22 protein-coding genes are annotated in these 23869 nt (G+C 65.2%); 16 read left to right on the forward strand and 6 right to left on the reverse strand.

Translation table 11 applies throughout. The features are described from left to right. Nucleotides 1–89: 89 nt before the first annotated feature. The gene (locus NRG74_RS14130) at nucleotides 90–2510 is read left to right on the forward strand and encodes a penicillin-binding protein 1A (RefSeq protein ID WP_017641028.1); all 2421 of its coding nucleotides are present in this window, start codon (nucleotides 90–92) and stop codon (nucleotides 2508–2510) included. 53 nt (nucleotides 2511–2563) lie between these two features. Here the strand turns inward: NRG74_RS14130 and NRG74_RS14135 are convergent, their stop codons facing one another. From NRG74_RS14135 to rpmE, 3 genes are all read right to left on the reverse strand, one after another. After that, on the reverse strand, nucleotides 2564–3832 hold the full coding sequence (locus NRG74_RS14135; protein ID WP_017641029.1) for a malic enzyme-like NAD(P)-binding protein: 1269 nt from the start codon (nucleotides 3830–3832) through the stop codon (nucleotides 2564–2566). A 112-nt stretch (nucleotides 3833–3944) separates the two neighbouring features. Further along, nucleotides 3945–4628, reverse strand: a complete 684-nt coding sequence (locus NRG74_RS14140; protein ID WP_257704600.1) for a thermonuclease family protein — start codon at nucleotides 4626–4628, stop codon at nucleotides 3945–3947. Between the two features lie 143 nt (nucleotides 4629–4771). Then, on the reverse strand, nucleotides 4772–4987 hold the full coding sequence (gene rpmE / locus NRG74_RS14145; RefSeq protein WP_007161618.1) for a 50S ribosomal protein L31: 216 nt from the start codon (nucleotides 4985–4987) through the stop codon (nucleotides 4772–4774). A gap of 157 nt (nucleotides 4988–5144) precedes the next feature. On the opposite strand from rpmE, the gene NRG74_RS14150 reads away from it, so the two are divergent. The 6 genes from NRG74_RS14150 to NRG74_RS14175 all read left to right on the forward strand — a co-directional run bounded on the left by NRG74_RS14150 (nucleotide 5145) and on the right by NRG74_RS14175 (nucleotide 12882). Next, on the forward strand, nucleotides 5145–7358 hold the full coding sequence (locus NRG74_RS14150; protein ID WP_257704603.1) for a primosomal protein N': 2214 nt from the start codon (nucleotides 5145–5147) through the stop codon (nucleotides 7356–7358). A 239-nt stretch (nucleotides 7359–7597) separates the two neighbouring features. Continuing rightward, a complete protein-coding gene (gene argS / locus NRG74_RS14155) occupies nucleotides 7598–9355 on the forward strand; it encodes an arginine--tRNA ligase (RefSeq protein ID WP_068385134.1) in 1758 nt (585 codons plus the stop codon). Between the two features lie 15 nt (nucleotides 9356–9370). Beyond that, on the forward strand, nucleotides 9371–10105 hold the full coding sequence (locus NRG74_RS14160; RefSeq protein ID WP_257706598.1) for an SPOR domain-containing protein: 735 nt from the start codon (nucleotides 9371–9373) through the stop codon (nucleotides 10103–10105). 274 nt (nucleotides 10106–10379) lie between these two features. Further along, entirely contained in the window at nucleotides 10380–10913 is a 534-nt protein-coding gene (gene hslV, locus NRG74_RS14165; RefSeq protein WP_017641034.1) for an ATP-dependent protease subunit HslV, read from the forward strand. Nucleotides 10914–10932: 19 nt separating this feature from the next. Continuing rightward, complete coding sequence (gene hslU, locus NRG74_RS14170) at nucleotides 10933–12282, forward strand: ATP-dependent protease ATPase subunit HslU (RefSeq protein ID WP_064309272.1); 1350 nt, start codon at nucleotides 10933–10935, stop codon at nucleotides 12280–12282. Nucleotides 12283–12510: 228 nt separating this feature from the next. Continuing rightward, nucleotides 12511–12882: a DUF971 domain-containing protein gene (locus tag NRG74_RS14175; RefSeq protein ID WP_257704608.1), complete on the forward strand. Its 372-nt coding sequence runs from the start codon at nucleotides 12511–12513 to the stop codon at nucleotides 12880–12882. Nucleotides 12883–12889: 7 nt separating this feature from the next. On the opposite strand, the gene NRG74_RS14180 is transcribed toward NRG74_RS14175, so the two are convergent. Continuing rightward, nucleotides 12890–13168: a polyhydroxyalkanoic acid system family protein gene (locus NRG74_RS14180; protein ID WP_017641037.1), complete on the reverse strand. Its 279-nt coding sequence runs from the start codon at nucleotides 13166–13168 to the stop codon at nucleotides 12890–12892. Between the two features lie 151 nt (nucleotides 13169–13319). On the opposite strand from NRG74_RS14180, the gene ubiE reads away from it, so the two are divergent. The 9 genes from ubiE to NRG74_RS14225 all read left to right on the forward strand — a co-directional run bounded on the left by ubiE (nucleotide 13320) and on the right by NRG74_RS14225 (nucleotide 19485). Next, nucleotides 13320–14090: a bifunctional demethylmenaquinone methyltransferase/2-methoxy-6-polyprenyl-1,4-benzoquinol methylase UbiE gene (gene ubiE / locus NRG74_RS14185; protein WP_017641038.1), complete on the forward strand. Its 771-nt coding sequence runs from the start codon at nucleotides 13320–13322 to the stop codon at nucleotides 14088–14090. Then, nucleotides 14090–14725: a ubiquinone biosynthesis accessory factor UbiJ gene (locus tag NRG74_RS14190; protein ID WP_093254224.1), complete on the forward strand. Its 636-nt coding sequence runs from the start codon at nucleotides 14090–14092 to the stop codon at nucleotides 14723–14725. The genes ubiE and NRG74_RS14190 overlap by 1 nt, the downstream gene beginning before the upstream one ends. After that, the gene (gene ubiB / locus NRG74_RS14195; RefSeq protein ID WP_017641040.1) at nucleotides 14722–16320 is read left to right on the forward strand and encodes a ubiquinone biosynthesis regulatory protein kinase UbiB; all 1599 of its coding nucleotides are present in this window, start codon (nucleotides 14722–14724) and stop codon (nucleotides 16318–16320) included. Before NRG74_RS14190 ends, ubiB begins: the two co-directional genes overlap by 4 nt. 277 nt (nucleotides 16321–16597) lie before the next feature. Next, on the forward strand, nucleotides 16598–16999 hold the full coding sequence (gene hisI, locus NRG74_RS14200; RefSeq protein WP_257704615.1) for a phosphoribosyl-AMP cyclohydrolase: 402 nt from the start codon (nucleotides 16598–16600) through the stop codon (nucleotides 16997–16999). Beyond that, entirely contained in the window at nucleotides 16992–17324 is a 333-nt protein-coding gene (locus NRG74_RS14205; protein ID WP_007161606.1) for a phosphoribosyl-ATP diphosphatase, read from the forward strand. The genes hisI and NRG74_RS14205 overlap by 8 nt, the downstream gene beginning before the upstream one ends. A gap of 27 nt (nucleotides 17325–17351) precedes the next feature. Further along, nucleotides 17352–17618, forward strand: a complete 267-nt coding sequence (locus NRG74_RS14210) for a twin-arginine translocase TatA/TatE family subunit (protein WP_093254234.1) — start codon at nucleotides 17352–17354, stop codon at nucleotides 17616–17618. Between the two features lie 9 nt (nucleotides 17619–17627). Continuing rightward, nucleotides 17628–17984, forward strand: a complete 357-nt coding sequence (gene tatB / locus NRG74_RS14215) for a Sec-independent protein translocase protein TatB (protein ID WP_093254239.1) — start codon at nucleotides 17628–17630, stop codon at nucleotides 17982–17984. After that, nucleotides 17981–18778, forward strand: coding sequence for a twin-arginine translocase subunit TatC (gene tatC / locus NRG74_RS14220; RefSeq protein WP_093254243.1), 798 nt, complete (start codon nucleotides 17981–17983; stop codon nucleotides 18776–18778). The genes tatB and tatC overlap by 4 nt, the downstream gene beginning before the upstream one ends. Beyond that, nucleotides 18775–19485: a 16S rRNA (uracil(1498)-N(3))-methyltransferase gene (locus NRG74_RS14225; RefSeq protein WP_064309275.1), complete on the forward strand. Its 711-nt coding sequence runs from the start codon at nucleotides 18775–18777 to the stop codon at nucleotides 19483–19485. The genes tatC and NRG74_RS14225 overlap by 4 nt, the downstream gene beginning before the upstream one ends. A gap of 70 nt (nucleotides 19486–19555) precedes the next feature. Here NRG74_RS14225 and mdoH read toward each other — a convergent pair whose 3' ends face one another. Both mdoH and NRG74_RS14235 read right to left on the reverse strand, forming a co-directional pair. Then, nucleotides 19556–22153 (reverse strand): glucans biosynthesis glucosyltransferase MdoH, encoded by a 2598-nt coding sequence (mdoH, locus tag NRG74_RS14230; protein ID WP_064309276.1) that lies wholly within the window; start codon nucleotides 22151–22153, stop codon nucleotides 19556–19558. Further along, on the reverse strand, nucleotides 22146–23666 hold the full coding sequence (locus tag NRG74_RS14235) for a glucan biosynthesis protein G (protein ID WP_437181193.1): 1521 nt from the start codon (nucleotides 23664–23666) through the stop codon (nucleotides 22146–22148). The genes mdoH and NRG74_RS14235 overlap by 8 nt, the downstream gene beginning before the upstream one ends. Nucleotides 23667–23869: the final 203 nt, after the last annotated feature.

The raw sequence follows: 23869 nt of genomic DNA on the forward strand, positions 1-23869 counted from the left end.
CAACCGCCAAACGCGCCTATAATGGCGACGCCGTGTAGGCTGACCGTCACCTGTCGCCCTTTCCTTCTTTCCATTCGAAAAGTCTCTTGATGCGTGTTCTGAAATTTTTCTGGTGGTCGTTGGTCGCCCTGGTCTGCAGCCTGTTGCTGGGTCTCAGCGGTGCCTTCCTCTACCTCAGCCCCAGCCTGCCCTCCATCGATGCCCTGCGTAACGTGCAACTGCAGATCCCTCTGCGGGTGTTCAGCGCGGACGGCAAACTCATCGCCGAATTCGGCGAAATGCGCCGCTCGCCGCTGCGTTTCAACGAGATACCGCCCGATTTCATCCATGCCCTGCTCTCCGCCGAGGATGACAACTTCGCCAATCACTATGGCGTGGATGTGAAAAGCCTGGCACGGGCAGTGAGCCAGCTGGTCAAGACCGGACACATCCAGACCGGTGGCAGCACCATTACCATGCAGGTCGCCAAGAACTACTTCCTGACCAGCGAGCGCAGCTTCTCGCGCAAATTCACCGAGATCCTCCTGGCGCTGCAAATCGAGCGCCAACTGACCAAGGACGAGATCCTCGAGCTCTATGTCAACAAGATCTACCTGGGCAACCGCGCCTACGGCATCGAGGCCGCCGCCCAGGTCTACTACGGCAAGTCCATCAAGGACCTGACCGTCGCCCAGATGGCGATGATCGCCGGTCTGCCCAAGGCGCCGTCGCGTTACAACCCGGTCGCTAATCCTGAGCGTAGCCTGGAAAGACGCAATTGGATTCTCGAACGCATGTTCAAGCTCGGTTATATCGATCAGGCGGCCTACCAGGCCGGCATCGCCGAGCCGCTCGAGGCCTATCATCACGTCGCCGTGCCTGAGCTCAACGCCCCCTACATCGCCGAGATGGCACGGGCGGAAATGGTTGGTCGCTATGGTGGCGATGCCTACACCGATGGCTACCAGGTCTACACCACCATCGACAGCCGGCTGCAGACGGATGCGTTCGAAGCCGTACGTGACGGCCTGACCGACTACGACCGCCGCCACGGCTATCGCGGCCCCGAGGCCCAGTGGCCCAATCGCAGCCGCGCCGAATGGACCGCGCTGATCCAGAAGCAGCGCATCGTCGGCGGTCAGGATCCGGCCCTGGTCACCCAGGTGGAAAAGAGCGGCATCCTGGTCCTGACCCGCGAGGGCAAGGAAGAGGCGGTCTCCTGGGACTCGATGAAATGGGCACGCCCCTACCTCAGCGCCAACAGCCTGGGGCCACGCCCGAACGGTCCGGCCGACGTGGTCAAGGTCGGCGACCTGATCCGGGTGCAGCGCCAGGACGATGGCAGCCTGAAGTTCTCGCAGATTCCCAAGGCGCAGAGCGCCCTGGTCTCCCTCGACCCCCAGGATGGCGCCATTCGCGCCCTGATCGGCGGCTTCTCCTTCGAGCAGAGCAACTACAACCGCGCCACCCAGGCCAGGCGCCAGCCCGGTTCCAGCTTCAAGCCGTTCATCTACAGCGCGGCGCTGGAGAAGGGCTTTACCGCCGCCAGCCTGGTCAACGATGCGCCCATCGTCTTCATGGACGAGAATCCCGACGAAGCCTGGCGGCCAAAGAACGACAACAACACCTTCCTCGGCCCGATCCGCCTGCGCGAGGCCCTCTATCGCTCGCGCAACCTGGTGTCCATCCGGGTGCTGCAGGCCATCGGCATCGACTATGCGCTGGATTACGTCAGTCGTTTCGGCTTCGAGCGCGACCAGTTGCCGCGCAACCTGTCGCTCGCCCTCGGCACCCCGGGCCTGACGCCGCTGGAAGTGGCCACCGGCTGGTCGGTGTTCGCCAACGAGGGCTACAAGGTGACGCCCTACGTGGTCGATCACGTGACCGACCGCGACGGCAAGGTGGTCTATCGCATGGCCGCGCCACGGGTGCCCCAGCAGGCGCAGGCCACGACCGCGCCGGGCGTCGAGGTCACGCCGGCGGCCGACACCGCCGCCGCCGACCCGGCCAATCCGGCGCCGGTGTTCGCCCCCCAGGTCATCGATCCGCGCAACGCCTTCATCATGAACAGCATGCTGCAGGACGTGATCAAGCGCGGCACCGGCCGCAAGGCGCTGGAACTGGGTCGCAACGACCTGGCCGGCAAGACCGGCACCACCAACGAATCCAAGGACACCTGGTTCTCCGGCTACAACGGCGACTACGTGACCACGGTGTGGGCCGGCTTCGATCAGCCCGAAACCCTGGGTCGCCAGGAATTCGGTGGCACCGTGGCCCTGCCGATCTGGATGAGCTACATGGGCGCGGCGCTCAAGGACAAGCCGCCGCATCAGCTCAAGGAACCGGACGGCATCGTCTCCATCCGTGTCGATCCCACCACGGGTCGCGCCGCGCCGCCCGGCACGCCTAACGCCTATTTCGAGCTGTTCAAGAGCGAAGACACCCCGCCGAGCCTGGACGAACTGCCGCCTGGCGTCGCGCCCGGCACGCCGCTGCCCTCCAGCGAAAACGTGCCCATGGACATCTTCTGATCTCCAGCCAATAAAAAACCCCGCCGTGGCGGGGTTTTTTATTGCTTCGGGCCTTACTTGGCGAAGACGTCATCCACCGACTTCAGCGGATAGTTCGCCGGATAGGGCAGCGTGGCCACGCCGGTTTCGATGGCGGCCTTGGCCACGGCATCGGATACCAGGGTGATCAGACGGGCATCCATTGGCTTGGGAATGATGTACTCACGACCGAAGCTCAGGCTGTCGACGTTGTAGGCGGCGCAGACTTCCTTGGGCACCGGCAGCTTGGCCAGGTCGCGCAGGGCCAGGGCGGCGGCGATCTTCATCTCTTCGTTGATGACCCGGGCGCGGACGTCCAGGGCACCACGGAAGATGAAGGGGAAGCCCAGGACGTTGTTGACCTGGTTCGGATAGTCGGAACGACCGGTGGCCATGATCACGTCGTCGCGAGTGGCGTGGGCCAGCTCGGGGGTAATTTCCGGATCCGGGTTGGAGCAGGCGAAGACGATAGGGTTGGCCGCCATGCGCTTGAGGCCTTCGGCCGACAGCAGGTTGGGGCCGGACAGACCGACGAAGACGTCAGCGCCTTCGAGGGCGTCGTCCAGGGTGCGCTTGCTGGTCTCGGTGGCGAAGGCCGCCTTGTACTGGTTCAGGTCGTTGCGGCCGCTGTGAACCACGCCCTGACGGTCGATCATGTAGATGTTCTCGACCTTGGCGCCCATGCTCGCCAGCAGGCGCATGCAGGAGATGGCGGCGGCACCGGCACCCAGGCAGACGATCTTGGCGTCTTCCAGGCGCTTGCCGGCGATTTCCAGGGCGTTGAGCATGCCGGCGGCGGTGACGATGGCGGTGCCGTGCTGGTCATCGTGGAAGACCGGGATGTCGCACTGCTCGATCAGGGCGCGTTCGATCTCGAAGCACTCGGGCGCCTTGATGTCTTCCAGGTTGATGCCACCAAAGGTGATGGAGATGCGCTTGACGGTGTCGATGAAGGCCTGGGGGCTCTCGGCGTCGACCTCGATGTCGAAGACGTCCACACCGGCGAAGCGCTTGAACAGCACGCCCTTGCCTTCCATCACCGGCTTGGAGGCCAGCGGGCCGAGGTTGCCCAGGCCGAGGATGGCGGTACCGTCGGAGATCACGGCGACCAGGTTGCCTTTGCCGGTGTAGCGGTAGGCCAGTTCGGGATCGCGGCCGATCTCGCGGACCGGTTCGGCGACGCCGGGGCTGTAGGCCAGGGACAGGTCACGAGCGGTCGCGGTGGGCTTGGTCAGCTCGACGCTGAGTTTGCCGGGACGCGGCTGAGCATGGTATTCGAGGGCGGCGGTTTTGAGATCAGACATTATTGGTATATCCGCGTGGTGTGGGTCTTGGGTCGGGCGAGAATACGCAAAGACTCAAGGTGCCACAAGCAATCGGCCACATGCCTGAAATCAATCGCAATACGACTTTCGGCTAAAACGATTCAACCCGCAAACCCAGCATGTGCGGATCGCTCAGGGTCAGCTGCCAGCGTGCCCGCCCCGCTTCCTGGCGACGGCTGCGATCGACGATCCAGCCCCGTGCCTCGAGCTGGCGCCCGATCCATTGCTGCAGTGGCAGCTCAGCGAAGGCATCCACAAAGCGATTCGGCACATTGACCACCAGATCGCCGTCGAACTGCAGCCAGAGTCCGCCCCGGTTGCGTTCGATCCCCTGCAGGCGCCCCTGCACCACGGCGAAACCACTCTCCTGGATATGCGTGGCGGAAAGGGTGGGGTCCTTTTTCCAAACACCGAGTCGAGCCTTGCGCGCCGTGCCTTCCGCCGCGACCTGACAGCCGGCCAGTCGGGTATTGGGCGCGATGGCCACCGCGTAGCCGAGACCCTCGGCGATCAACTGGGCTTCGAGATTGCGGCCCTGTCGGTCATAGAGATGGGCCAGGGTGCGACCGTAGTGGTCGGTCGCCTCACGACCCGGGACCAGGCGCAGGCGGTCGTCACTGGCGTCCACCAGCGCCTGCAGGCGTCGACGTGCATCCTCGGCATAGGGCTGCGCCGTGCCGCCGGACCTGCCCAGCTCCGGTGCGTTGATGCCGATCAGGCGCACGGAGCGACCATCGACCAGGCGCAGGGTATCGCCGTCCACCACCTGCCGCACCTCGACCTCCTAGCCGCCCGGCAGCAAGGGGCACGCCGCGGCCAGGGCCAGCGGCGCAATTGCCAGGGTAGAAACGAAAAAGGCGCCCCAGAGGGACGCCTTTTTCAGTGTCGAACCATGCGGAGATGGTCGACGGCAGCGCATTACTTGCTGCTGCCGAACACGCCGAAGCGCTGCTTGAAGCGATCGATACGGCCGCCAGCGTCCAGGACCTTCTGCTTGCCGGTGTAGAACGGGTGGCATTCGGAGCAGACGTCCAGGTGAATGTTCTTGCTCAGGGTCGAGCGGGTCTTGATGACGTTGCCACAGCTGCAGGTGGCTTCGATGGCATCGTACTGCGGATGGATATCAGCTTTCATGGAACTATCCTCGGGGTCTAGCTGTGCCGCCACCCGGCGCCATTGCCGGATACCGCACAGATTTGGGCTGCAAATCATACCAGAGCGGATAGGAGGCGCAAGCAGCCCCCTCACCGCCTGTCTGCTACCATCGGGCTTTACGTCTGCGAGCCCTGCCGTGCCCCTGATCCTGCGCCTGGCGCTGCCTTCCCCCCTGCGCCGCCTGTTCGACTATCTGCCGCCCAAGGGCGCGGTGGAGGAGCAGTTGCGCCCCGGCGTGCGACTGCGGGTGCCCTTCGGTCGCCGTGAGGTGGTCGGGGTGCTGATCGAGGTGGCCCAGGAAACCGAGGTGCCGCCGGACAAGCTGCGCAAGGCCCTGCAACTGCTCGACGAGCGCCCGCCGCTGCCCAGCGCCCTGTTCGAACTCTGCCAGTGGTCCGCCCAGTACTATCAGCACAGCCTCGGCGACACCCTGAGCTGGGCACTTCCTGCCCTTTTGCGTCAGGGGGAGCCGGCCGAGCGCCGGCTGCAGCGTTTCTGGATCGCCCAGCCCGATGCCCGCCCGGAAGATCCACGCCTGGCCCGGGCGCCGCGCCAGCGCGAGGCGCTCAAGACCCTGCGCCAGCATCCCCATGGCGTGCTGCACGAATTGCTCGGCCAGCTCGGCCTGGTCAAGGACAGTCTCGACCTCCTCCAGGCCAAGGGCCTGGTCAAGGTGGAGACCCGCTATCACCAGCCGACCCGGCACCAGGGCTCCTGGCTCGCCCAGGCCGAATTGCCGCTCAACGGCGAGCAGCGCCTGGCCTACGAAGCGGTCCGCGCCGGCAGCGGCTTCCACTGCTATCTGCTGGAAGGTGTGACCGGCAGCGGCAAGACCGAGGTCTATCTGCAGCTGATCCGCGCCACCCTGGAAGCGGGACGCCAAGCGCTGCTCTTGATTCCCGAGATCAACCTGGGCCCCCAGACCCTGGGCCGCTTCGAGCAACGCTTCAATGCGCGCATCGCCCTGCTGCACTCGGCGCTGACCGATCGCGAGCGGATGGACATCTGGCTGGCCGCTCGCGATGGCGAACTGGATATCGTGGTGGGCACCCGCTCGGCGCTGTTCACCCCGCTCAAGCACCCCGGGCTGATCATCGTCGACGAAGAACACGACGCCTCCTATAAACAGCAGGAAGGCCTCAGGTACCACGCCCGTGACCTGGCCGTGGTCCGCGCACGCTTCGAGAATCTGCCGGTGGTGCTGGGCTCGGCCACCCCTTCGCTGGAGAGCCTGCACAACGCCGATCAGGGGCGCTATGCCCACCTGCGCCTGTCACTGCGCGCCGGCGGTGCCCAGCCGCCACGCTTCGAGCGCCTGGACGTGCGCAGTCGCCCGCTCGACAGCGGTCTGTCCCAGCCACTGCTCAAGGCCATGGGCGCGACCCTGGAGCGCGGCCAGCAGGTGCTGGTGTTCCTCAATCGGCGTGGTTTCGCCCCTACCCTGCTCTGCCACGACTGCGGTTGGCTGGCCCAGTGCCCGCGCTGCGATGCGCGCATGACCTACCACCGCGGCTCCGGTGAGCTGCGCTGCCATCATTGTGATCACCGCCAGGCGCCGCCGCGTCATTGCCCTTCCTGCGGCAAGCTCGACCTGCGACCGGTGGGCGCCGGCACCGAGCGCGCCGAGGAACGCCTGCAGCTCCTCTTCCCGGACATCCCGGTGCTGCGCATCGACCGCGACACCACCGCGCGCAAGGACGCCCTGGGCAAGCTCTTGCGCACCATTCATAGCGGGGTGCCCTGCATCCTGGTGGGCACCCAGATGCTCGCCAAGGGGCACCACTTTCCCAAGGTGACCCTGGTGGCCGTGCTGGACGCTGACAGTGGGCTGTTTTCCGCCGACTTCCGCGCCAGCGAGCGCATGGCGCAGCAGATCGTCCAGGTCGCCGGGCGCGCCGGGCGCGCCGAGGAACCGGGCCAGGTGCTGATCCAGACCCACCTGGCCGATCATCCGCTGATGGTGCAGCTGGCCGAGGAAGGCTATCCGGCCTTTGCCCGCCAGGCGCTGCAGGAGCGCCGCGCCGCCGGTCTGCCGCCCTTCGCCTATCTGGCGCTGCTGCGCGCCGATGCCCATCGCCAGGATCAGGTGGAGAATTTTCTCGAAGCGGCCTATCACGTCGCCGAAGGCCTGGCGGTCAATCTCGCCCTGCCCCAGGTGGAGTTGCTCGGCCCGGTACCGGCGCCCATGGAGCGGCGCGCCGGTCGCCATCGCGCCCAGCTGCTGCTGCAGAGCAGCAGCCGTGCGCCTCTGCACCGGCTGCTGGGCATCTGGGTCGTCCAGCTGGAAAGCCTGCCCGAAGCCCGCCAGGTGCGCTGGTCGCTGGATGTGGATCCCATCGATCTCTTCTAGCGGCATTGGCTTAGAGCTTGTTCAGCGTCTGCTGCGCGTCGGCCAAGCGGCGTTAGAAATGCCTTCGGAATGCTCATTTACCACTCGTAAACTCCGCTTCCTCAGGCATTTCCGCCTTGTTTGGCTCTAGCTCGCGAGACGTTGAACAGGCTCTTACCATTGGCAAGGCCGGGCTCGCCACGGATAATGCCGGGTTTTCATCGCAGTGCGCGCCCGGCGCACGCCGAAGGCCAATGACCATGAAAGACAGCATCCGCCAGCTCATCCAGCACGCCCTCGACCGCCTGATCGCCGACGGCACCCTGCCGGCCGACGTGGCGCCGGCCATCCAGGTCGAGAACACCAAGGACAAGAGCCACGGCGACTTCGCCAGCAACGTCGCCCTGCTGCTGGCCAAGCCGGCCCGCGCCAAGCCCCGTGACCTGGCCGAGAAGCTGCTGGCCGCCCTGCCCGCCGATCCGGCGGTGAGCAAGGTGGAGATCGCCGGCCCCGGCTTTCTCAACTTCTTCCAAAATCACGCGCAACTGGCCGCGCGGCTGGATGCGGCCTTCGCCGATCCGCAACTGGGCGTGCCCACGCACGACCCACGCCAGCGCGTGGTGGTGGACCTCTCCTCGCCGAACCTGGCCAAGGAGATGCACGTCGGCCACCTGAGATCCACCATCATCGGCGACGCCGTGGCGCGGGTGCTGGAATTCCTCGGCGACGAGGTGATCCGCCAGAACCACGTCGGCGACTGGGGTACCCAGTTCGGCATGCTGCTGGCCTACATGGAAGAACAGCCCCAGGCCGCCGAAGGCGAGCTGGCCGACCTGGAGGTCTTCTACCGCGCGGCCAAGGGCCGCTTCGACGCCTCGCCGGAGTTCGCCGCGCGGGCCCGCGAGCTGGTAGTGGCGCTGCAGGCGGGCGATGCCCACTGCCTGCGCCTCTGGGAGCGCTTCAACGCCGTCTCCCTGTCCCACTGCCAGGAGGTCTATGACCGCCTCAACGTCAAGCTGACCCCAGCTGACGTCAAGGGCGAGAGCGCCTACAACGACGACCTGGCCCAGGTGGTCGCCGATCTGGAGGCCGCCGGACTGCTAACCGAAAGCGACGGCGCCCGTTGCGTCTTCCTCGACGAATTCAAGAACGCCGAGGGCAATCCGCTGCCGGTGATCGTACAGAAGGCCGGCGGTGGCTATCTCTATTCCACCACCGACCTGGCCGCCATGCGCTATCGCAGCCGCCAGCTGCAGGCCGATCGCGCGCTCTACTTCGTCGACCAGCGCCAGGCCCTGCACTTCCAGATGGCCTTCGAGGTCGCGCGCCGCGCCGGCTTCGTCGATCCGGCCATGCAACTCGAACACATGGGCTTCGGCACCATGAACGGCGCCGATGGCCGCCCCTTCAAGACCCGTGATGGCGGCACCGTCAAGCTGGTCGACCTGCTCGACGAAGCCGAAGAGCGTGCCTACCAACTGGTCAAGGAGCGCAATGCCGGACGCGCCGAGCGTGGCGAGACACCCTTCAGCGAAGACGAACTGCGCCACATCGGCCGCGTGGTGGGTATCGCCTCGGTCAAGTACGCCGACCTGTCCAAGCACCGCACCAGCGACTACAGCTTCAACTTCGAGCAGATGCTCAGCTTCGAGGGCAACACCGCGCCCTACCTGCTGTACGCCTACACCCGGGTCGCCAGCGTGCTGCGCAAGGCCGGGCAGAGCGAGCCCACCGGCCGCATCCGCCTGGACGCCCCGCAGGAGCAGGACCTGGGCGGCCGCCTGGCGCAATTCGGCGAGATCCTCGCCAGCGTCGCCGACAAGGGCACCCCGCACCTGCTGTGCAGCTACCTCTATGACCTGGCCGGGCTGTTCTCCAGCTTCTACGAGAACTGCCCGATCCTGACCGCCGAGGACCCCGAATTGCGCCAGAGCCGCCTGCGGCTGGCCGCGCTCACCGGACGCACCCTCAAGCAGGGCCTGGAACTGCTCGGTCTGCATACCCTGGAACGCATGTAAGAGACGGATCACCGCCTGATGGCCAAGAAAGCCCCACCCAAGCGCGGCGCCAGTCGCAACACCTCGGCTCCCAAGAAACAGCCCCTGCCCGGCTGGGTCTGGCTCGCGTCGGGTCTGGCCATCGGCGCCTTCGTCGTATTCCTGATGAAGCTCGAACCGGGTAACAAGTCGGTGCAGCGCGCCAAGCCGGAGGAAGGTCGCCCGGCCGCCACGGCGGGCAATGGCAAGTCGACCGCTGCCGGCAAGACCGAAGGCACGCCGCCTACGCCGATCAAGCCCAAGTACGATTTCTATACCCTGCTACCCGAATCCGAGGTGATCGTGCCGCCGGACGCCGTGCCACGCACGCCGGCCGCCAAGCCGACCACCCCGGCCAAGCCGGATGCCGCGGCGACGCCGGCGCAGCCCGGCCAGCCGACCACCGCGACCCCGACCACGCCAGGTACCGCTCCGGGCCAGCCCGCTGCGACGCCACCCAAGGAAGCGACCACCAAGGCCCAGCCGCCAGTGACCCTGTTCTTCCTCCAGGCCGGTTCCTTCCGCACCCAGGCCGATGCCGACCGCGTCCGCGCCCAGATCATCATGCTCGGCCAGGACGTGCGCGTGGAATCGGGCAAGGTCAAGGACGACACCTGGTATCGGGTGCTGGTCGGTCCCTATAGCGATCGTGACCAACTGACCCAGGCACAGAAGCAGCTCGCCGGCAGCGGCTTCAAGAATCTGTTGCTGCAGCAACGCCGCGGTCACTAGGAGTCTGCCCACGGCGTGCTGCGTGCCGGCCAAACGGCGTTGAAAACCCTCTGGATCGCCAGCCCCACCTAGGCGGTCCAGCCGGAATGCTCATTTACCACGCGCAAACTGCGCTTCCTCGAGCGTTTTCGCCTTGTTTGGTTCTAGCTCGCGAGGCCGTGAACAGACGCTCACCTGCCGAATCCCCTCGCCGTGATGCTTGAAGGGCGCCGCGGCCATCCCCATATCTCCGCGTAACCGGGGCCGATGCCCCAAGCAACGCGGAGAGATTCCCTTGACCACCATCGTTTCTGTACGCCGCAACGGCAAGGTCGTGATCGGCGGCGACGGCCAGGTTTCCCTGGGCAACACCGTCATGAAAGGCAATGCCAAGAAAGTCCGGCGGCTGTACCGGGGCGAGGTGCTGGCCGGTTTCGCTGGCGGTACCGCCGACGCCTTTACCCTCTTCGAGCGCTTCGAGGCGCAACTCGAAAAGCACCAGGGTCATCTGGTCCGCGCCGCCGTCGAGCTGGCCAAGGACTGGCGCACCGACCGTGCCCTGCGCCGCCTGGAAGCCATGCTGGCAGTCGCCAACAAGGACGCCTCCCTGATCATCACCGGCAACGGCGACGTGGTGGAACCCGAAGAAGGCCTGATCGCCATGGGCTCCGGTGGCGCCTATGCCCAGGCCGCCGCCCGCGCCCTGCTCATGCATACCGACCTCAGTGCCCGCGAGATCGCCGAGACCTCCCTGAATATCGCCGGTGACATCTGCGTGTTCACCAACCGCAACCTGACCATCGAGGAGCTGGACGCGCCCCAGGCGTGATCCGGTTTAGAGACTGCCCATGTCCATGACCCCCCGCGAGATCGTCCACGAACTCAACCGCCACATCATCGGCCAGGACGACGCCAAGCGCGCCGTGGCCATCGCCCTGCGCAACCGCTGGCGGCGCATGCAGCTGCCCGTCGAGCTGCGCCCCGAGGTCACGCCCAAGAACATCCTGATGATAGGCCCCACGGGTGTGGGCAAGACCGAGATCGCCCGGCGTCTGGCCAAGCTGGCCAACGCCCCCTTCCTCAAGGTGGAAGCCACCAAGTTCACCGAGGTCGGCTATGTCGGCCGCGACGTCGAGTCCATCATCCGTGACCTGGCCGATGCCGCGGTGAAGATGCTGCGTGAACAGGAAATGGTGCGTAACCGCCATCGCGCCGAAGATGCCGCCGAAGAGCGCATCCTCGATGCCCTGCTGCCGCCGGCGCGGCCTTCGGTGGGCTTCAGCAACGAACCCCAGCCGACCGCCACCGATAGCAACACCCGCCAGCTGTTCCGCAAGCGCCTGCGCGAAGGCCAGCTGGACGACAAGGAAATCGACATCGAGGTGGCCGACACCCCGGCCGGCGTCGAGATCATGACCCCGCCCGGCATGGAGGAGATGACCAGCCAGCTGCAGAATCTCTTCGCCGGCATGCACAAGGGCAAGACCAAGCAGCGCAAGCTCAAGGTCAAGGAAGCGCTCAAGCTGGTGCGCGATGAAGAAGCCGCGCGCCTGGTCAACGAGGAAGAACTCAAGGGCCGCGCCCTGGAAGCCGTCGAGCAGCACGGCATCGTCTTCATCGACGAGATCGACAAGGTCGCCAAGCGCGGCAACACCAGCGGTGCCGATGTCTCCCGCGAGGGCGTGCAGCGCGACCTGCTGCCGCTGATCGAAGGCTGCACCGTCAACACCAAGCTGGGCATGGTCAAGACCGACCACATCCTGTTCATCGCCTCGGGTGCCTTCCACCTGTCCAAGCCCAGCGATCTGGTACCGGAGCTGCAGGGTCGTCTGCCGATTCGCGTCGAACTCAAGGCGCTGACCCCGCAGGACTTCGAGCGCATCCTCACCGAGCCCCATGCCTCCCTCACCGAGCAGTATCGCGAACTGCTCAAGACCGAGGGACTGCTCGTGGAATTCGCCGCCGACGGCATCACCCGCATCGCCGAGATCGCCTGGCAGGTCAACGAGAAGACCGAGAACATCGGGGCCCGCCGCCTGCACACCCTGCTGGAGCGCCTGCTGGAAGAGGTGTCCTTCAGCGCCGCCGACCTCGCCGGTCAGCAGAATGGCGAGCCCATCGTCATCGACGCGGCCTATGTGAACGGCCATCTGGGTGAACTGGCCCAGGACGAAGACCTGTCGCGCTATATACTATGACGGCAAGCCTGATGCCTGGTTGATCGCGGCCATGGCTGCAACAGACCGTAGGTTGGGTTGAGACAGCTCTATCGTCGAAGCCCAACGTTGCCTGCGCCCTGAACCCATGGTGGGCTTCGCTGCGCTCAACCCAACCTACAGCGGTTGGTAGGAGCGGCCACATCGGCGGACTGTCATGGCCGCGCTGGCCTCAAGCAAAGACTGAATCGCCGCCCAGAGAACCTCAGCATGCGTACCCCTACCGCCATCCAGCTCCACAAGGCCTCCAAGACCCTCAGCGTCAGCTATGGCGCGGAAACCTTCGAGCTGCCCGCCGAATTCCTGCGGGTACATTCGCCCTCGGCCGAGGTCCAGGGACACGGCAACCCGGTATTGCAGTGGGGCAAGCAGCAGGTCGGCATCAGCGCCGTCGAACCAGCGGGGCGCTACGCCATCAAGCTGACCTTCGATGACGGCCACGACAGTGGTCTGTTCAGCTGGGACTATCTTTATGAACTGGGCAGTCGCCGCGACCAGCTCTGGGCCGACTACCTGGAACAGCTGGCCCGCGCCGGCAAGACGCGGGATCCGCACGTCAGCGCGGTCAAGCTGATACTCTAGCGCTGGCTCAGGCCGCCAGGGCCTTGTCCAGCTTGCGCTCGATTTCCTTTTCGATCTGGCCACTGAGCATCGAGAACATCATGCCCAGGGTCGCCAGTACCCGCACCCGGTCTTCACCGACCTCGATCCGCCCGTCTACGCCGCTGCGCGTGAATGTCAGGGTATCGCCTTCCCAGGCGCAGGCCACCCCATAGTCGCGCGTGAGTTTTTCCGCCAGCTGGTCGGCTTTCTGGCGAGCGCCTTCCAGGCCGAGCGAATGGCTGCGTTCGATGGTGATCTGGGACATCGGGGAACTCCGGATAAGGGGCCCTGACTATAGCGAGGGCCCGCCACGTCGCCAATCGCGAGAACCGAGCGGTCAGCCCCCGTTTTAGCCGGACATCCCGGGCGATCGGCCTGCTAGAATGCCCTCTTGTCCCTGTCCCAGGTGTAGCCCCATGAGCGATCCGCGCAAAGGCCCCGAGGCCGAATCCCAGACCCACTTCGGCTACCAGAGCGTCCCGGAGAGCCAGAAGGCTTACAAGGTCGCGGAGGTCTTCCATTCGGTGGCGGCCAAGTACGATGTGATGAACGACCTGATGTCGGCGGGCATCCACCGGCTGTGGAAGAGATTCACCATCGAACTGTCCGGCGTGCGCCGCGGCAACCGCGTACTGGACATCGCCGGCGGCACCGGCGACCTGACCAAGCAGTTCGCCCGTCTGGTCGGCCCCACCGGCGAGGTGGTCCTGGCCGACATCAATGACTCCATGCTACGGGTCGGCCGCGATCGCCTGCTCGACGAAGGCGTCGCCAGCAATGTGCGCTTCGTCCAGGCGGATGCCGAGAAGCTACCCTTCCCCGACAACCATTTCGACTGCATCACCATCGCCTTCGGCCTGCGCAACGTCACCCACAAGGACCAGGCCCTGGCCTCAATGCTGCGCGTGCTCAAGCCGGGTGGCCGGCTGCTGGTGCTGGAATTCTCCAAGCCCACCAACCCGCTGGTGTCCAAGGCCTATGACGCCTACTCCTTCGGCTTCCTGCCGCTGATGGGCAAACTGGTGGCCGGTGACGCCGAAAGCTATCGCTACCTGGCGGAATCGATCCGCATGCACCCCGATCAGCAGACCCTCAAGGCCATGATGGAAGAGACCGGCTTCGCCCGGGTCACCTTCCACAACATGACCGGCGGCGTGGTCGCCCTGCATCGCGGCATCAAGCCCTGATGGCCCTCGTCACCCAGGCGTTGCTGGCCGCACTGGAGCGTGGCCTGAATCCGCTGCTGGCGCTCGACCCGGTGGCCTTGCCGCGCCTGGCCGGCCTGACCGGACGGGTGATCGCGGTCCAGCCCCGGCAACCGGCGCTGCGCCTGTACATCCTGCCCGCGGGTGACGGCCTGCACTTCGCCGCCCATCACGAGGGCGACATCGACTGCACCCTCAGCGCCCCGGCGACGCGCCTCGCTGAACTGGCTCTGGCCCGCGACAAGCAGCGCGTGCTGCACCAGCCGGACGTGCGCCTGGAGGGCGACAGCGCCCTGCTGATCGAACTGTCCGACATCCTGCAGAAGCTGGAGCTGGACTGGCAGCACGAAGTCAGTCGCTGGCTCGGCCCGCTGCCAGCCGCACTCCTGGGTGATCTGGCCCGACGCAGCCAGGCACTCGGCGAACAGACGCGTGACAGTCTGCAGCTGACGCTGTCCAACTGGCTGAACGAGGAGAGTCGTCAGCTGGTCGGCCGCCTGGAAGGCGAGGCCCGCTTCGCCGAGATCGATGCCCTGCGCCTGGACGTGGATCGTCTCGACGCTCGCCTCGCCCGCCTGGGCACCGCCCGCAACGCCAGGGATAACCCCGACGAATGAAGCTGTTCGCTGCCCTCAACCGCCTGTTGCGGATCTTCTTCGTGGTGATCCGCTATCGGCTGGACGACATCGTCTACGCCCTGCCGCTGCCCTGGTACCTGCGCGCCACCCGCTACGTGCTGCCCTGGCGCTGGCTGCCGCGGCCGAGCAAGACCCTGCCGCGCGGTGCCCGCCTGCGCCTGGCGCTGGAAGGTCTGGGACCGGTGTTCGTCAAGTTCGGCCAGATCCTCTCCACCCGGCGCGACCTCATGCCCGAGGATATCGCCGACGAACTGATGTTCCTGCAGGACAAGGTCCCGCCCTTTCCGCCGGAAAAGGCCGTGGCGCTCATCGAGTCCCAGCTTGGCGTACCCATCAAGCAGGCCTTCGCCCGCTTCGATCACCAGCCGCTGGCCTCGGCCTCGGTGGCCCAGGTCCATGCCGCCCAGTTGCGCACCGGCGAGGAAGTGGTGGTCAAGGTGGTGCGGCCCGGGTTGAAGAACATCATCAGCCAGGACATCGCCTGGCTGTTCCTGCTGGCGCGCACCGCTGAAAAGCTCTCCGCCGAAGCCCGCCGCCTGCATCCGATGGACGTGGTCAGCGACTACGAGAAGACCATCTACGACGAACTGGACCTCCTGCGCGAGGCGGCCAACTCCAGCCAGCTCAGACGCAATTTCGAGGGTTCCGAGCGCCTCTACGTGCCCCAGGTGTACTGGGACTGGTGCCGCGAGCGGGTGCTGGTCATGGAGCGCATCTACGGCATCCCGGTGACCGATCTGGCCGCCCTGCGCGACCAGGGCACGGACTTCAAGCTGCTGGCCGAGCGCGGCGTGGAGATCTTCTTCACCCAGGTGTTCCGCGACAGCTTCTTTCACGCCGACATGCACCCGGGCAACATCTTCGTCAGCACCGCCAAGCCCTGGGATCCGCTCTACATCGCCGTGGACTGCGGCATCATCGGCAGCCTGACCCCCGAGGACCAGGACTACCTGGCGCGCAACCTCTGGGCCTTCTTCCAGCGCGACTACCGCAAGGTCGCCCAGCTGCACATCGACTCCGGCTGGGTACCGGCCAACACCCAGGTCAACGAACTGGAAGCGGCCATCCGCACCGTTTGCGAGCCGATCTTCGAGAAGCCGCTCAAGGACATCTCCTTCGGCCAGCTGCTGCTGCGGCTGTTCCAGGTGGCGCGCCGTTTCAACATGGAGATCCAGCCGCAACTGGTGCTGCTGCAGAAGACCCTGCTCAACATCGAAGGGCTGGGTCGCCAGCTCTATCCGGACCTGGACCTCTGGTCCACCGCCAAGCCCTATCTGGAAAAGTGGATGCGCAAGCGGCTGAGTCCGCCGCAGGTCGCCCGCAACATCCAGCAGCAACTGGAACAGATCCCGCATCTGGCGCAGATGGCCCGCGATACCCTGGAACGCATCACCCAGCCGCATCGCAAGGATCCACCCAACCCTTGGGGCAGACGCAACGACGACTGGATCGTGCGGGTCATCGGCGCGGTCCTGCTGGTCGGTGCCGCCCAATTGGGCCTCGAACCCCAGCCCCATGCCTGGCCCGCCTGGGCCATGCTGGTCGGTGGCCTGGTTCTGGTGATCAGGCGCTGAACTCCTTAAGCTGTAACCGTCCTGTCATTTTTATCGGGCGAAATACACGCCCTCAGCCACTGGTGCCCTGCCGCTGTATTCGAGTTGCGTCTTATGCGAGGCTAGGGCCTGTTTGAAAAGTCGCCGAGCGAAGGTCAGGCAAGGCAAAAATCCGTGAGGAAGCGGAGTTTACGAACGGTAAATGAGCATTCCGAACGGATTTTTAACGCCGCATGACCGAGCGCAAGCATTTTTCGGACAGAGCCAAGTACCCTAATTCGTAGTATTGAACAGACTCATGAGCGACTGGTTAGACGAGATCCACTGGAACAGCGACGGCCTGGTACCGGCCATTGCCCAGGACCCCACCTCGGGGCGCATCCTGATGATGGCCTGGATGAACCGCGAATCCCTGGCCCTGACCGCCGCCGAAGGCCGTGCGGCCTACTGGTCGCGCTCGCGCAATCGCCTCTGGCGCAAGGGCGAGGAATCCGGTCACGTGCAGCGCGTCATCGAATTGCGCCTGGACTGCGACGCCGATGTGGTGGTACTGCAGGTGGAGCAACTGGGTGGCATCGCCTGCCACACCGGCCGGGAAAGCTGTTTCTATCGCGTGTTGCGCGATGGCCAGTGGGCAACCGTCGACCCGGTGATCAAGGATCCCCAAGCCATCTATGCCGGAGGGCACGGCCATGACTGACACCCTTGCGCGCCTGGCGCAGGTGCTGGAAGAACGCAAGCAGGCCGCTCCGGACTCCTCCTATGTGGCCAGCCTCTATCACAAGGGCCTGAACAAGATCCTGGAAAAAGTCGGCGAAGAAAGCGTCGAGACCATTCTCGCCGCCAAGGACGCCGCCATCAGTCAGCAGTACGACGACGTCATCTACGAGACCGCCGATCTCTGGTTCCACAGCCTGATCATGCTCTCGGCCCTTGGCCAGCATCCCCAGGCCGTGCTGGACGAACTGGATCGTCGTTTCGGCCTCTCCGGGCACGCCGAAAAGGCCGCCCGCACTCAATCCTGACCCCAAGCTTCGCAACGAGGAAAGACCATGGGTATCTTCGACTGGAAACACTGGCTCGTCATCCTGCTCGTCGTGGTGATCGTCTTTGGCACCAAACGCCTGAAGCATCTGGGCTCCGACGTGGGCGAGGCCATCAAGGGCTTTCGCAAGGCCATGCACACCGACGAGGACGACAAGACCGAACAGCCGGCGCCCACCGCCAGCACGGCCAACCCCAACGCCCCGCTGAATCGCCCCCAGACCTTCGATGCCGAGCACCGCAAGGTCGAAGAGCCGGTGGTGCGCAAGGACTAAGGCCCACCCATGTTCGGAATCAGCTTTCCCGAAATGATGCTGGTGGGGTTCGTCGCCTTGCTGGTGCTGGGTCCGGAACGCCTGCCAGGCGCGGCGCGCACCGCAGGCTTGTGGATCGGTCGCCTGCGGCGCAGCTTCAACAGCATCCGCCAGGAAGTGGAGCGCGAGATCGGCGCTGACGAAATTCGCCAGCAGCTGCGCAACGAGCATATCCTGTCCATGGAACAGCGCGACAACCGGCCCAAGCCTGCCGCTTCCACCCCGGAAGCCCAGACGCCGCCCGCTGCCGCTGCTCCGCCCATGCCCCAGGACGTGGTTGCCGAACGCCCGCAGGATCCGCCCCAGACGCCGCCAAGAGCACCATGAGCGACAAGCCTTCCGATCACGATGACCAGGAAATGCCCCTGGTCTCGCACCTCACCGAATTGCGCACCCGCATCCTCAGATGCGTGCTGGCGACCTTTCTGATCTTCCTCGGCCTGTTCTACTTCGCCCAGAAGATCTATGCCTTCGCCTCCGAGCCGATCCGCCGCGTCCTCCCCGAAGGCGCGACCATGATCTCCACGGACGTCACCTCCCCCTTCCTGGCGCCCTTCAAGCTGACCCTGGTGGTGTCGCTGTTCATCGCCATGCCGGTGATCCTGCACCAGGTCTGGGGCTTCGTCGCGCCCGGGCTCTATCGCCATGAGAAGAAAGTCGCCATCCCGCTGCTGATCTCCAGCATCGTGCTGTTCTACGCCGGTATGGCCTTCGCCTACTTCCTGGTGTTCCCGATCATCTTCCACTTCTTCAGCAGCATCACGCCGGAAGGCGCCATGATGATGCCGGACCTGAACGCCTATCTGGATTTCATCCTGACGCTGTTCTTCGCCTTCGGCGTGGCCTTCGAGATTCCCGTGGCCACCGTGCTGCTGATCTGGATCGGCGTGGTCGATGTGGCCTACCTGAAGAAGATCCGTCCCTACGTCATCATTGGCTGTTTCGTGGTCGGCATGATCCTGACGCCGCCGGACGTCTTCTCCCAGACCATGCTGGCCGTGCCCATGTGGCTGCTGTTCGAGATCGGCCTGCTGTTCGGTCGCTTCGTGCAGAAGCGCGAGCGCCCACTGGCCGACGAAGACGCCAGCCCTGAAGCCCAGCCGCCCGCCGAACGCCCGTGAATCTGATCCTGCTCGAAGCGGCCGACTTCACGGCCGCTGACCGGGTCGTGCTGCGCGATCCGCGCCGTCTCGCCCATCTGCGCGAGGTCCATCAGGCGGCCGCGGGTGACCGGATGCGCGTCGGCCTGCTGGATGGGCTGATGGGTATCGGCCAGATCGAGTCCCTCGACACCGGCCAGGCCTGCCTGACCGTCACCCTCGACCAGCCACCGCCGGCCAAGCTGCCGCTCACCCTGCTGCTCGCTCTGCCCCGCCCCAAGATGCTGCGCCGGGTGCTGCAGACCGTGTCCGCCATGGGGGTCGCACGCCTGGTGCTGCTCAACAGCTACCGGGTGGAAAAGAGCTTCTGGCAGACCCCCTTTCTCGAACCTGCGGCTATCGAGGAGCAACTGCGTCTGGGGCTGGAGCAGGCGCGGGACACGGTGCTGCCGGAGGTGCTGATCGAAAAGAGATTCAAGCCCTTCGTCGAGGACCGCCTGCCCGCACTGGCAGCCGGCACCCGCGGCCTGGTCGGCCATCCGGGCAGTTATCCCGCCTGCCCACGCGCCCTCAGCGAGCCCGTGACGCTGGCGATCGGTCCCGAGGGTGGCTGGATACCCTATGAGGTCGAGAAGCTACAGGAAGCCGGCCTGGCGCCCGTGCAGCTCGGTGAGCGCATCCTGCGCGTCGAGAACGCCGTACCCGCCCTCCTCGCCCGCCTGTTCTAGCTCGATTCACGGACAAAAAAAGCCCCGGTGTCTCGCGACACCGGGGCTTTTTTATGCGCGAAGCGCCTCCTCAGGAGGCGGGCCGCGGGGTCAGGCTGGCTGGACTGGCCGCGGCATCCGCCGCCGAGTCGCTGTGAGAGCGCGGTCGCAGGGTCGCATAGGCCTCGCGCCAGTTGCGATGCTCCTCGGCTTTCCAGACCTGCAGGTGCAGTTGCGCCATGCCGTCTGGATCGCTCAGTAGGCGCCATTGGTCGTCGCCCTTGGTCTTCTCCGGACCAGCGGCCAGGACCCGCGCCACCCGCTCTTCGCGCAGCCGGCGGGCCGGCTCCACCACCTTGCCGTGGCGACCGCGGGCCATGCCGATGGCCAGGGCATTGAGCACCGGATCGACAGTCGCGCGCAGGAAGCCCTTGGTCAGGGCGTTGCGGTTGTTCAGGTGCAGGTACTCGTCGGTCGCCACCAGCTCGCGCGGCGGAGCGTACTCTTCCGGGATCAGGAACAGGTGATGCCGGCGACTGCCCAGCCCCAGGTTGGTACGGCTGGAAATCACCGACACCGGCGCCGACAGGATCAGCGACACCACGATGGGCGACAGCCACCAGAGGAAACGCGGATCCAGCCAGGCCACGCCGGCGGTCCAGATCAGACCAAGCAGCATCTGCGAACCATGGCGGCGGAACGCTTCGCTCCAGGGCGTGTCGTTGTCGTCCCGCTGGGGCGAATTCCACTGCACCGACCAGCCCAGGAAGGCGGCGGTCACGAACACCGTGTGGAACAGCATCCGCACCGGTGCCAGCAGCACCGAGAAGAGCATCTCCAGCATCATGGAAAGGAACAGCCGCAGACCGCCACCGAATTCCTTGGCACCCTTGGCGATGATCAGCACCACGCTGAGCAGCTTGGGCAGGAACAGCAGGATCAGGGTGGTGGAGAACAGCGCGATGGCCTGCTCCGGATGCCACTGGGGCCAGACCGGGAACAGCTGGCGGGGCTGGAAGAAGTACTGGGGCTCCAGCAACTTGTGGATCGCCAAGAGCGCCGTGGACAGCACCAGGAAAAGGAACCACAGCGGCGCCGACAGGTAGGACATCACCCCGGTGAGGAACACCGCGCGGTGTACCGGGTGCATCCCCTTGACCAGGAACAGCCGGAAGTTCATCAGGTTGCCATGGCACCAGCGACGGTCACGCTTGAGTTCGTCCAGCAGGTTGGGCGGCAGTTCTTCGTAGCTGCCCGGCAGATCGTAGGCGATCCACACGCCCCAGCCGGAACGGCGCATCAGCGCGGCTTCGACGAAGTCGTGGGAGAGAATCGCGCCGGCGAAGGAGCCCGTGCCTGGCAACGGAGCCAGAGCACAATGGTCGATGAACGGCTTGACCCGGATGATCGCGTTGTGACCCCAGTAGTGAGATTCACCCAGCTGCCAGAAATGCAGGCCGGCGGTGAACAGCGGTCCGTACACCCGGGTGGCGAACTGCTGCAGGCGCGCGTACAGGGTATCCATGCCGGACGCCTTGGGCGCGGTCTGGATGATGCCGGCACGGGGATTGGCTTCCATCAGCCGGACCAGACTGGCCAGGCACTCGCCGCTCATCACGCTGTCGGCGTCGAGCACCACCATGTACTTGTATTGGCTGCCCCAGCGACGGCAGAAGTCGTCGATGTTGCCGCTCTTGCGCTTCACCCGACGCCGACGGCGGCGATAGAAGATGTGGCCGAAGCCACCGACCTCGCGGCACAGCTCCAGCCAGGCCTTCTCTTCGGCCACGCACTTGTCCGGATCGTTGCTGTCGCTGAGGATGAAGAAGTCGAAGTGCTCCAGCTCGCCACTGGCACGGACCGACTCGTAGGTGGCTCTCAGACCGGCGAATACCCGCGGAACGTCTTCGTTGGCGATGGGCATCACCAGGGCGGTACGCGACTGGGGATCGATCGGCTCGGTACCGGTGGAGCTGGCCGAGATGCTGTACTTGTCGCGCCCGCTGAGCAGTTGCCAGAAGCCCATCAAGGCGGTCCAGAAACCGGCGGACACCCAGCAGAACAGCAAGGCGAAGAGCAGCAGGATGCTGGTCTGCACCACATAGGGCAGCACCTGGCGAATGGATTCGCCCCAGCCCTGACTGTAGATCTCGCTGAGATCGACCAGCGCCCAGCCCTGATAGGGCAGCACGGCCTTCATGTACCAGGTGGCGATGCCGGTCTGTACCAGCATCAGGATCAACAGGATGAAGCGGCGGAAGGACCCTACCTTGCGCCAGTGCGCATGGGCATCGGCTTCCGGATCGGGTTGCCAGCGACTGTGGTCCTTGCGGCCGAGCAGGCGCTTCCAGCTCCGCGCCACGGGATTGGTGCGCCAGGGATCGGGCACCATCATGGAGCGGGTCATGGGCGGGGTGGCCTTGATGAACACCCGACCCTGGGCATCGCTGCCCAGCAGCTCGCCATCGTCCAGGGTATCGTCCCAACCGGCGGCCAGGCGTGCCTCGGTGGAAGCGATCACCGCGTCGGCGCCCTGGGCACCTTCGCCGCGGGCACCGGCCAGTTGCCGGTGCAGCGACTCGACGTCGGCGGTCTGGTCCAGCACCTGCCGTTGCCCGGCGGGCAACGGCAGGTGTTCGAGGTAGTCGCCAGCAGCGGCGACCGAGGTATCGCGGGTGGTGTTATTCATTGGCAGGTAGCTGGTAAGTCCAGGTTTCGCTGAGCGGTTTATCACCCTGGGCGAGATTGGCGCGCATTTCCACCGGCTTGGTCTGATCCTTGACCTTGAGTCTCAGGGTCAGGCGATAGCCCTTGGTAACCGGGTTATAGCGCACAGAGTTCTCGACCAGTTCACCGTTGGCGTCCAGGCTGACCTGGGAGCCGACCTGCGAATCCTCGGGCAGATCGTCGAGATTCGGCCCTTCGAAGTCGATGATGTAGGCCAGGCTGCCATCGGTCTGGCGCACCAGGTTGGATTGACGCACGTCGCCGGTGGACAGGCGGGTCTGGGCGACCCAGGCCAGGTCCTTGGTGTGCAGGTTGGGTTCGTCGGTGGTGAAGTGCAGACGATAGCTGACATCGATCGGCTGGCCCTTCTCCGGCAGGGTGTCCGGCGTCCAGAAGGCCACGATGTTGTCGTTGGTCTCGTCCGGGGTGGGGATTTCCACCAGTTCGACGTGCCCCTTGCCCCAGTCGCCCTTGGGCTCTACCCAGCCGCTGGGACGCTTGTCATAACGCTCGTCCAGGTCCTGGTACTTGTAGAACTCGTGACCACGTTGCAGCAGACCGAAACCGCGCGGATTCTCGATGGTGTAGGTGCTGACCGACAGGCGGCGCGGGTTGTTCAGCGGACGCCACAGCCACTCGCCGTTGCCGGCATGGATCGCCAGGCCGTTGGAGTCGTGCAGCGCCGGCCGGTAGTTGACCTGGGCGCTCGGCTGGTTGGGGCCGAACAGGTACATGCTGGTCAGCGGCGCGATGCCGAGCTTGTTGACGTTGTCGCGCAGGAACACCTTGGCTTCGACGTCGACGGTGCTGTCCTTGCCAGGCGTCAGCACGAAGCGATAGGCACCGGTGGCCCGCGGCGAATCGAGCATTGCATAGATCACCAGGTTGCGACGATCCGACTGGGGCTGTTCGACCCAGAATTCGGTGAAGCGCGGGAATTCCTCGCCGGACGGCAGGGCGGTGTCGATGGCCAGGCCACGGGCGGACAGGCCATAGACCTGGTTCTTGCCGATCACCCGGAAATAGCTGGCGCCGAGCATGGTCATCAGCTCGTCATGCTTGTCCGCCTTGTTCAACGGATAGAGCACCTTGAAACCGGCGAAGCCGAGATCCTTGAGCTGGGCCTGGTCGATCTGCAGGTTGCCGAAGTTGAACATCGAGGGATCGTATTTGATCTCCTCGACACTGCTGGCAGTGACCTCGTTGATCTTCACCGGCACGCTGTAGTGCATGCCCTCGTGATAGAAATTCAGCCGGAAGGGCGTCTTGGCATCCTTCCAGTAGGCCTTGTCCTGATTGAAGGTGATCTGCTGATAATCGGCATACTTCATGCCGCTGAAGGATGCGGGCAGGTTGCTCTTGGGCGCGACGAATTTCTGGCCGGAGAGTTCTTTGGCTTTGGCGGCCACGTCGTCCAGGCTGAAGGCCAGGGCCTGGGCACTGAAGAGACCCAGTGCAACGGAGAGCCCGATCAGGGCGAAGCCCTGCTTGCCCGGCTTAACTTTGGAATGAGATAACACGCAGCCTCCTAAATCAGCGTACGAATACGTTCGGCGACCGGTGGTCGCGAAACGGATAGGCAGAGGTCCGACTCCCGCAAGGGTCAATGATTCCCCAGTTGGACGACCGTTCAAACTCGAACTGCGCAATCATAGACACTTGGCAGGGCGCTGTAAGG

Origin of the sequence: Pseudomonas oryzihabitans (assembly GCF_024652905.1) — a bacterium.
Taxonomy (GTDB): domain Bacteria; phylum Pseudomonadota; class Gammaproteobacteria; order Pseudomonadales; family Pseudomonadaceae; genus Chryseomonas; species Chryseomonas benzopyrenica.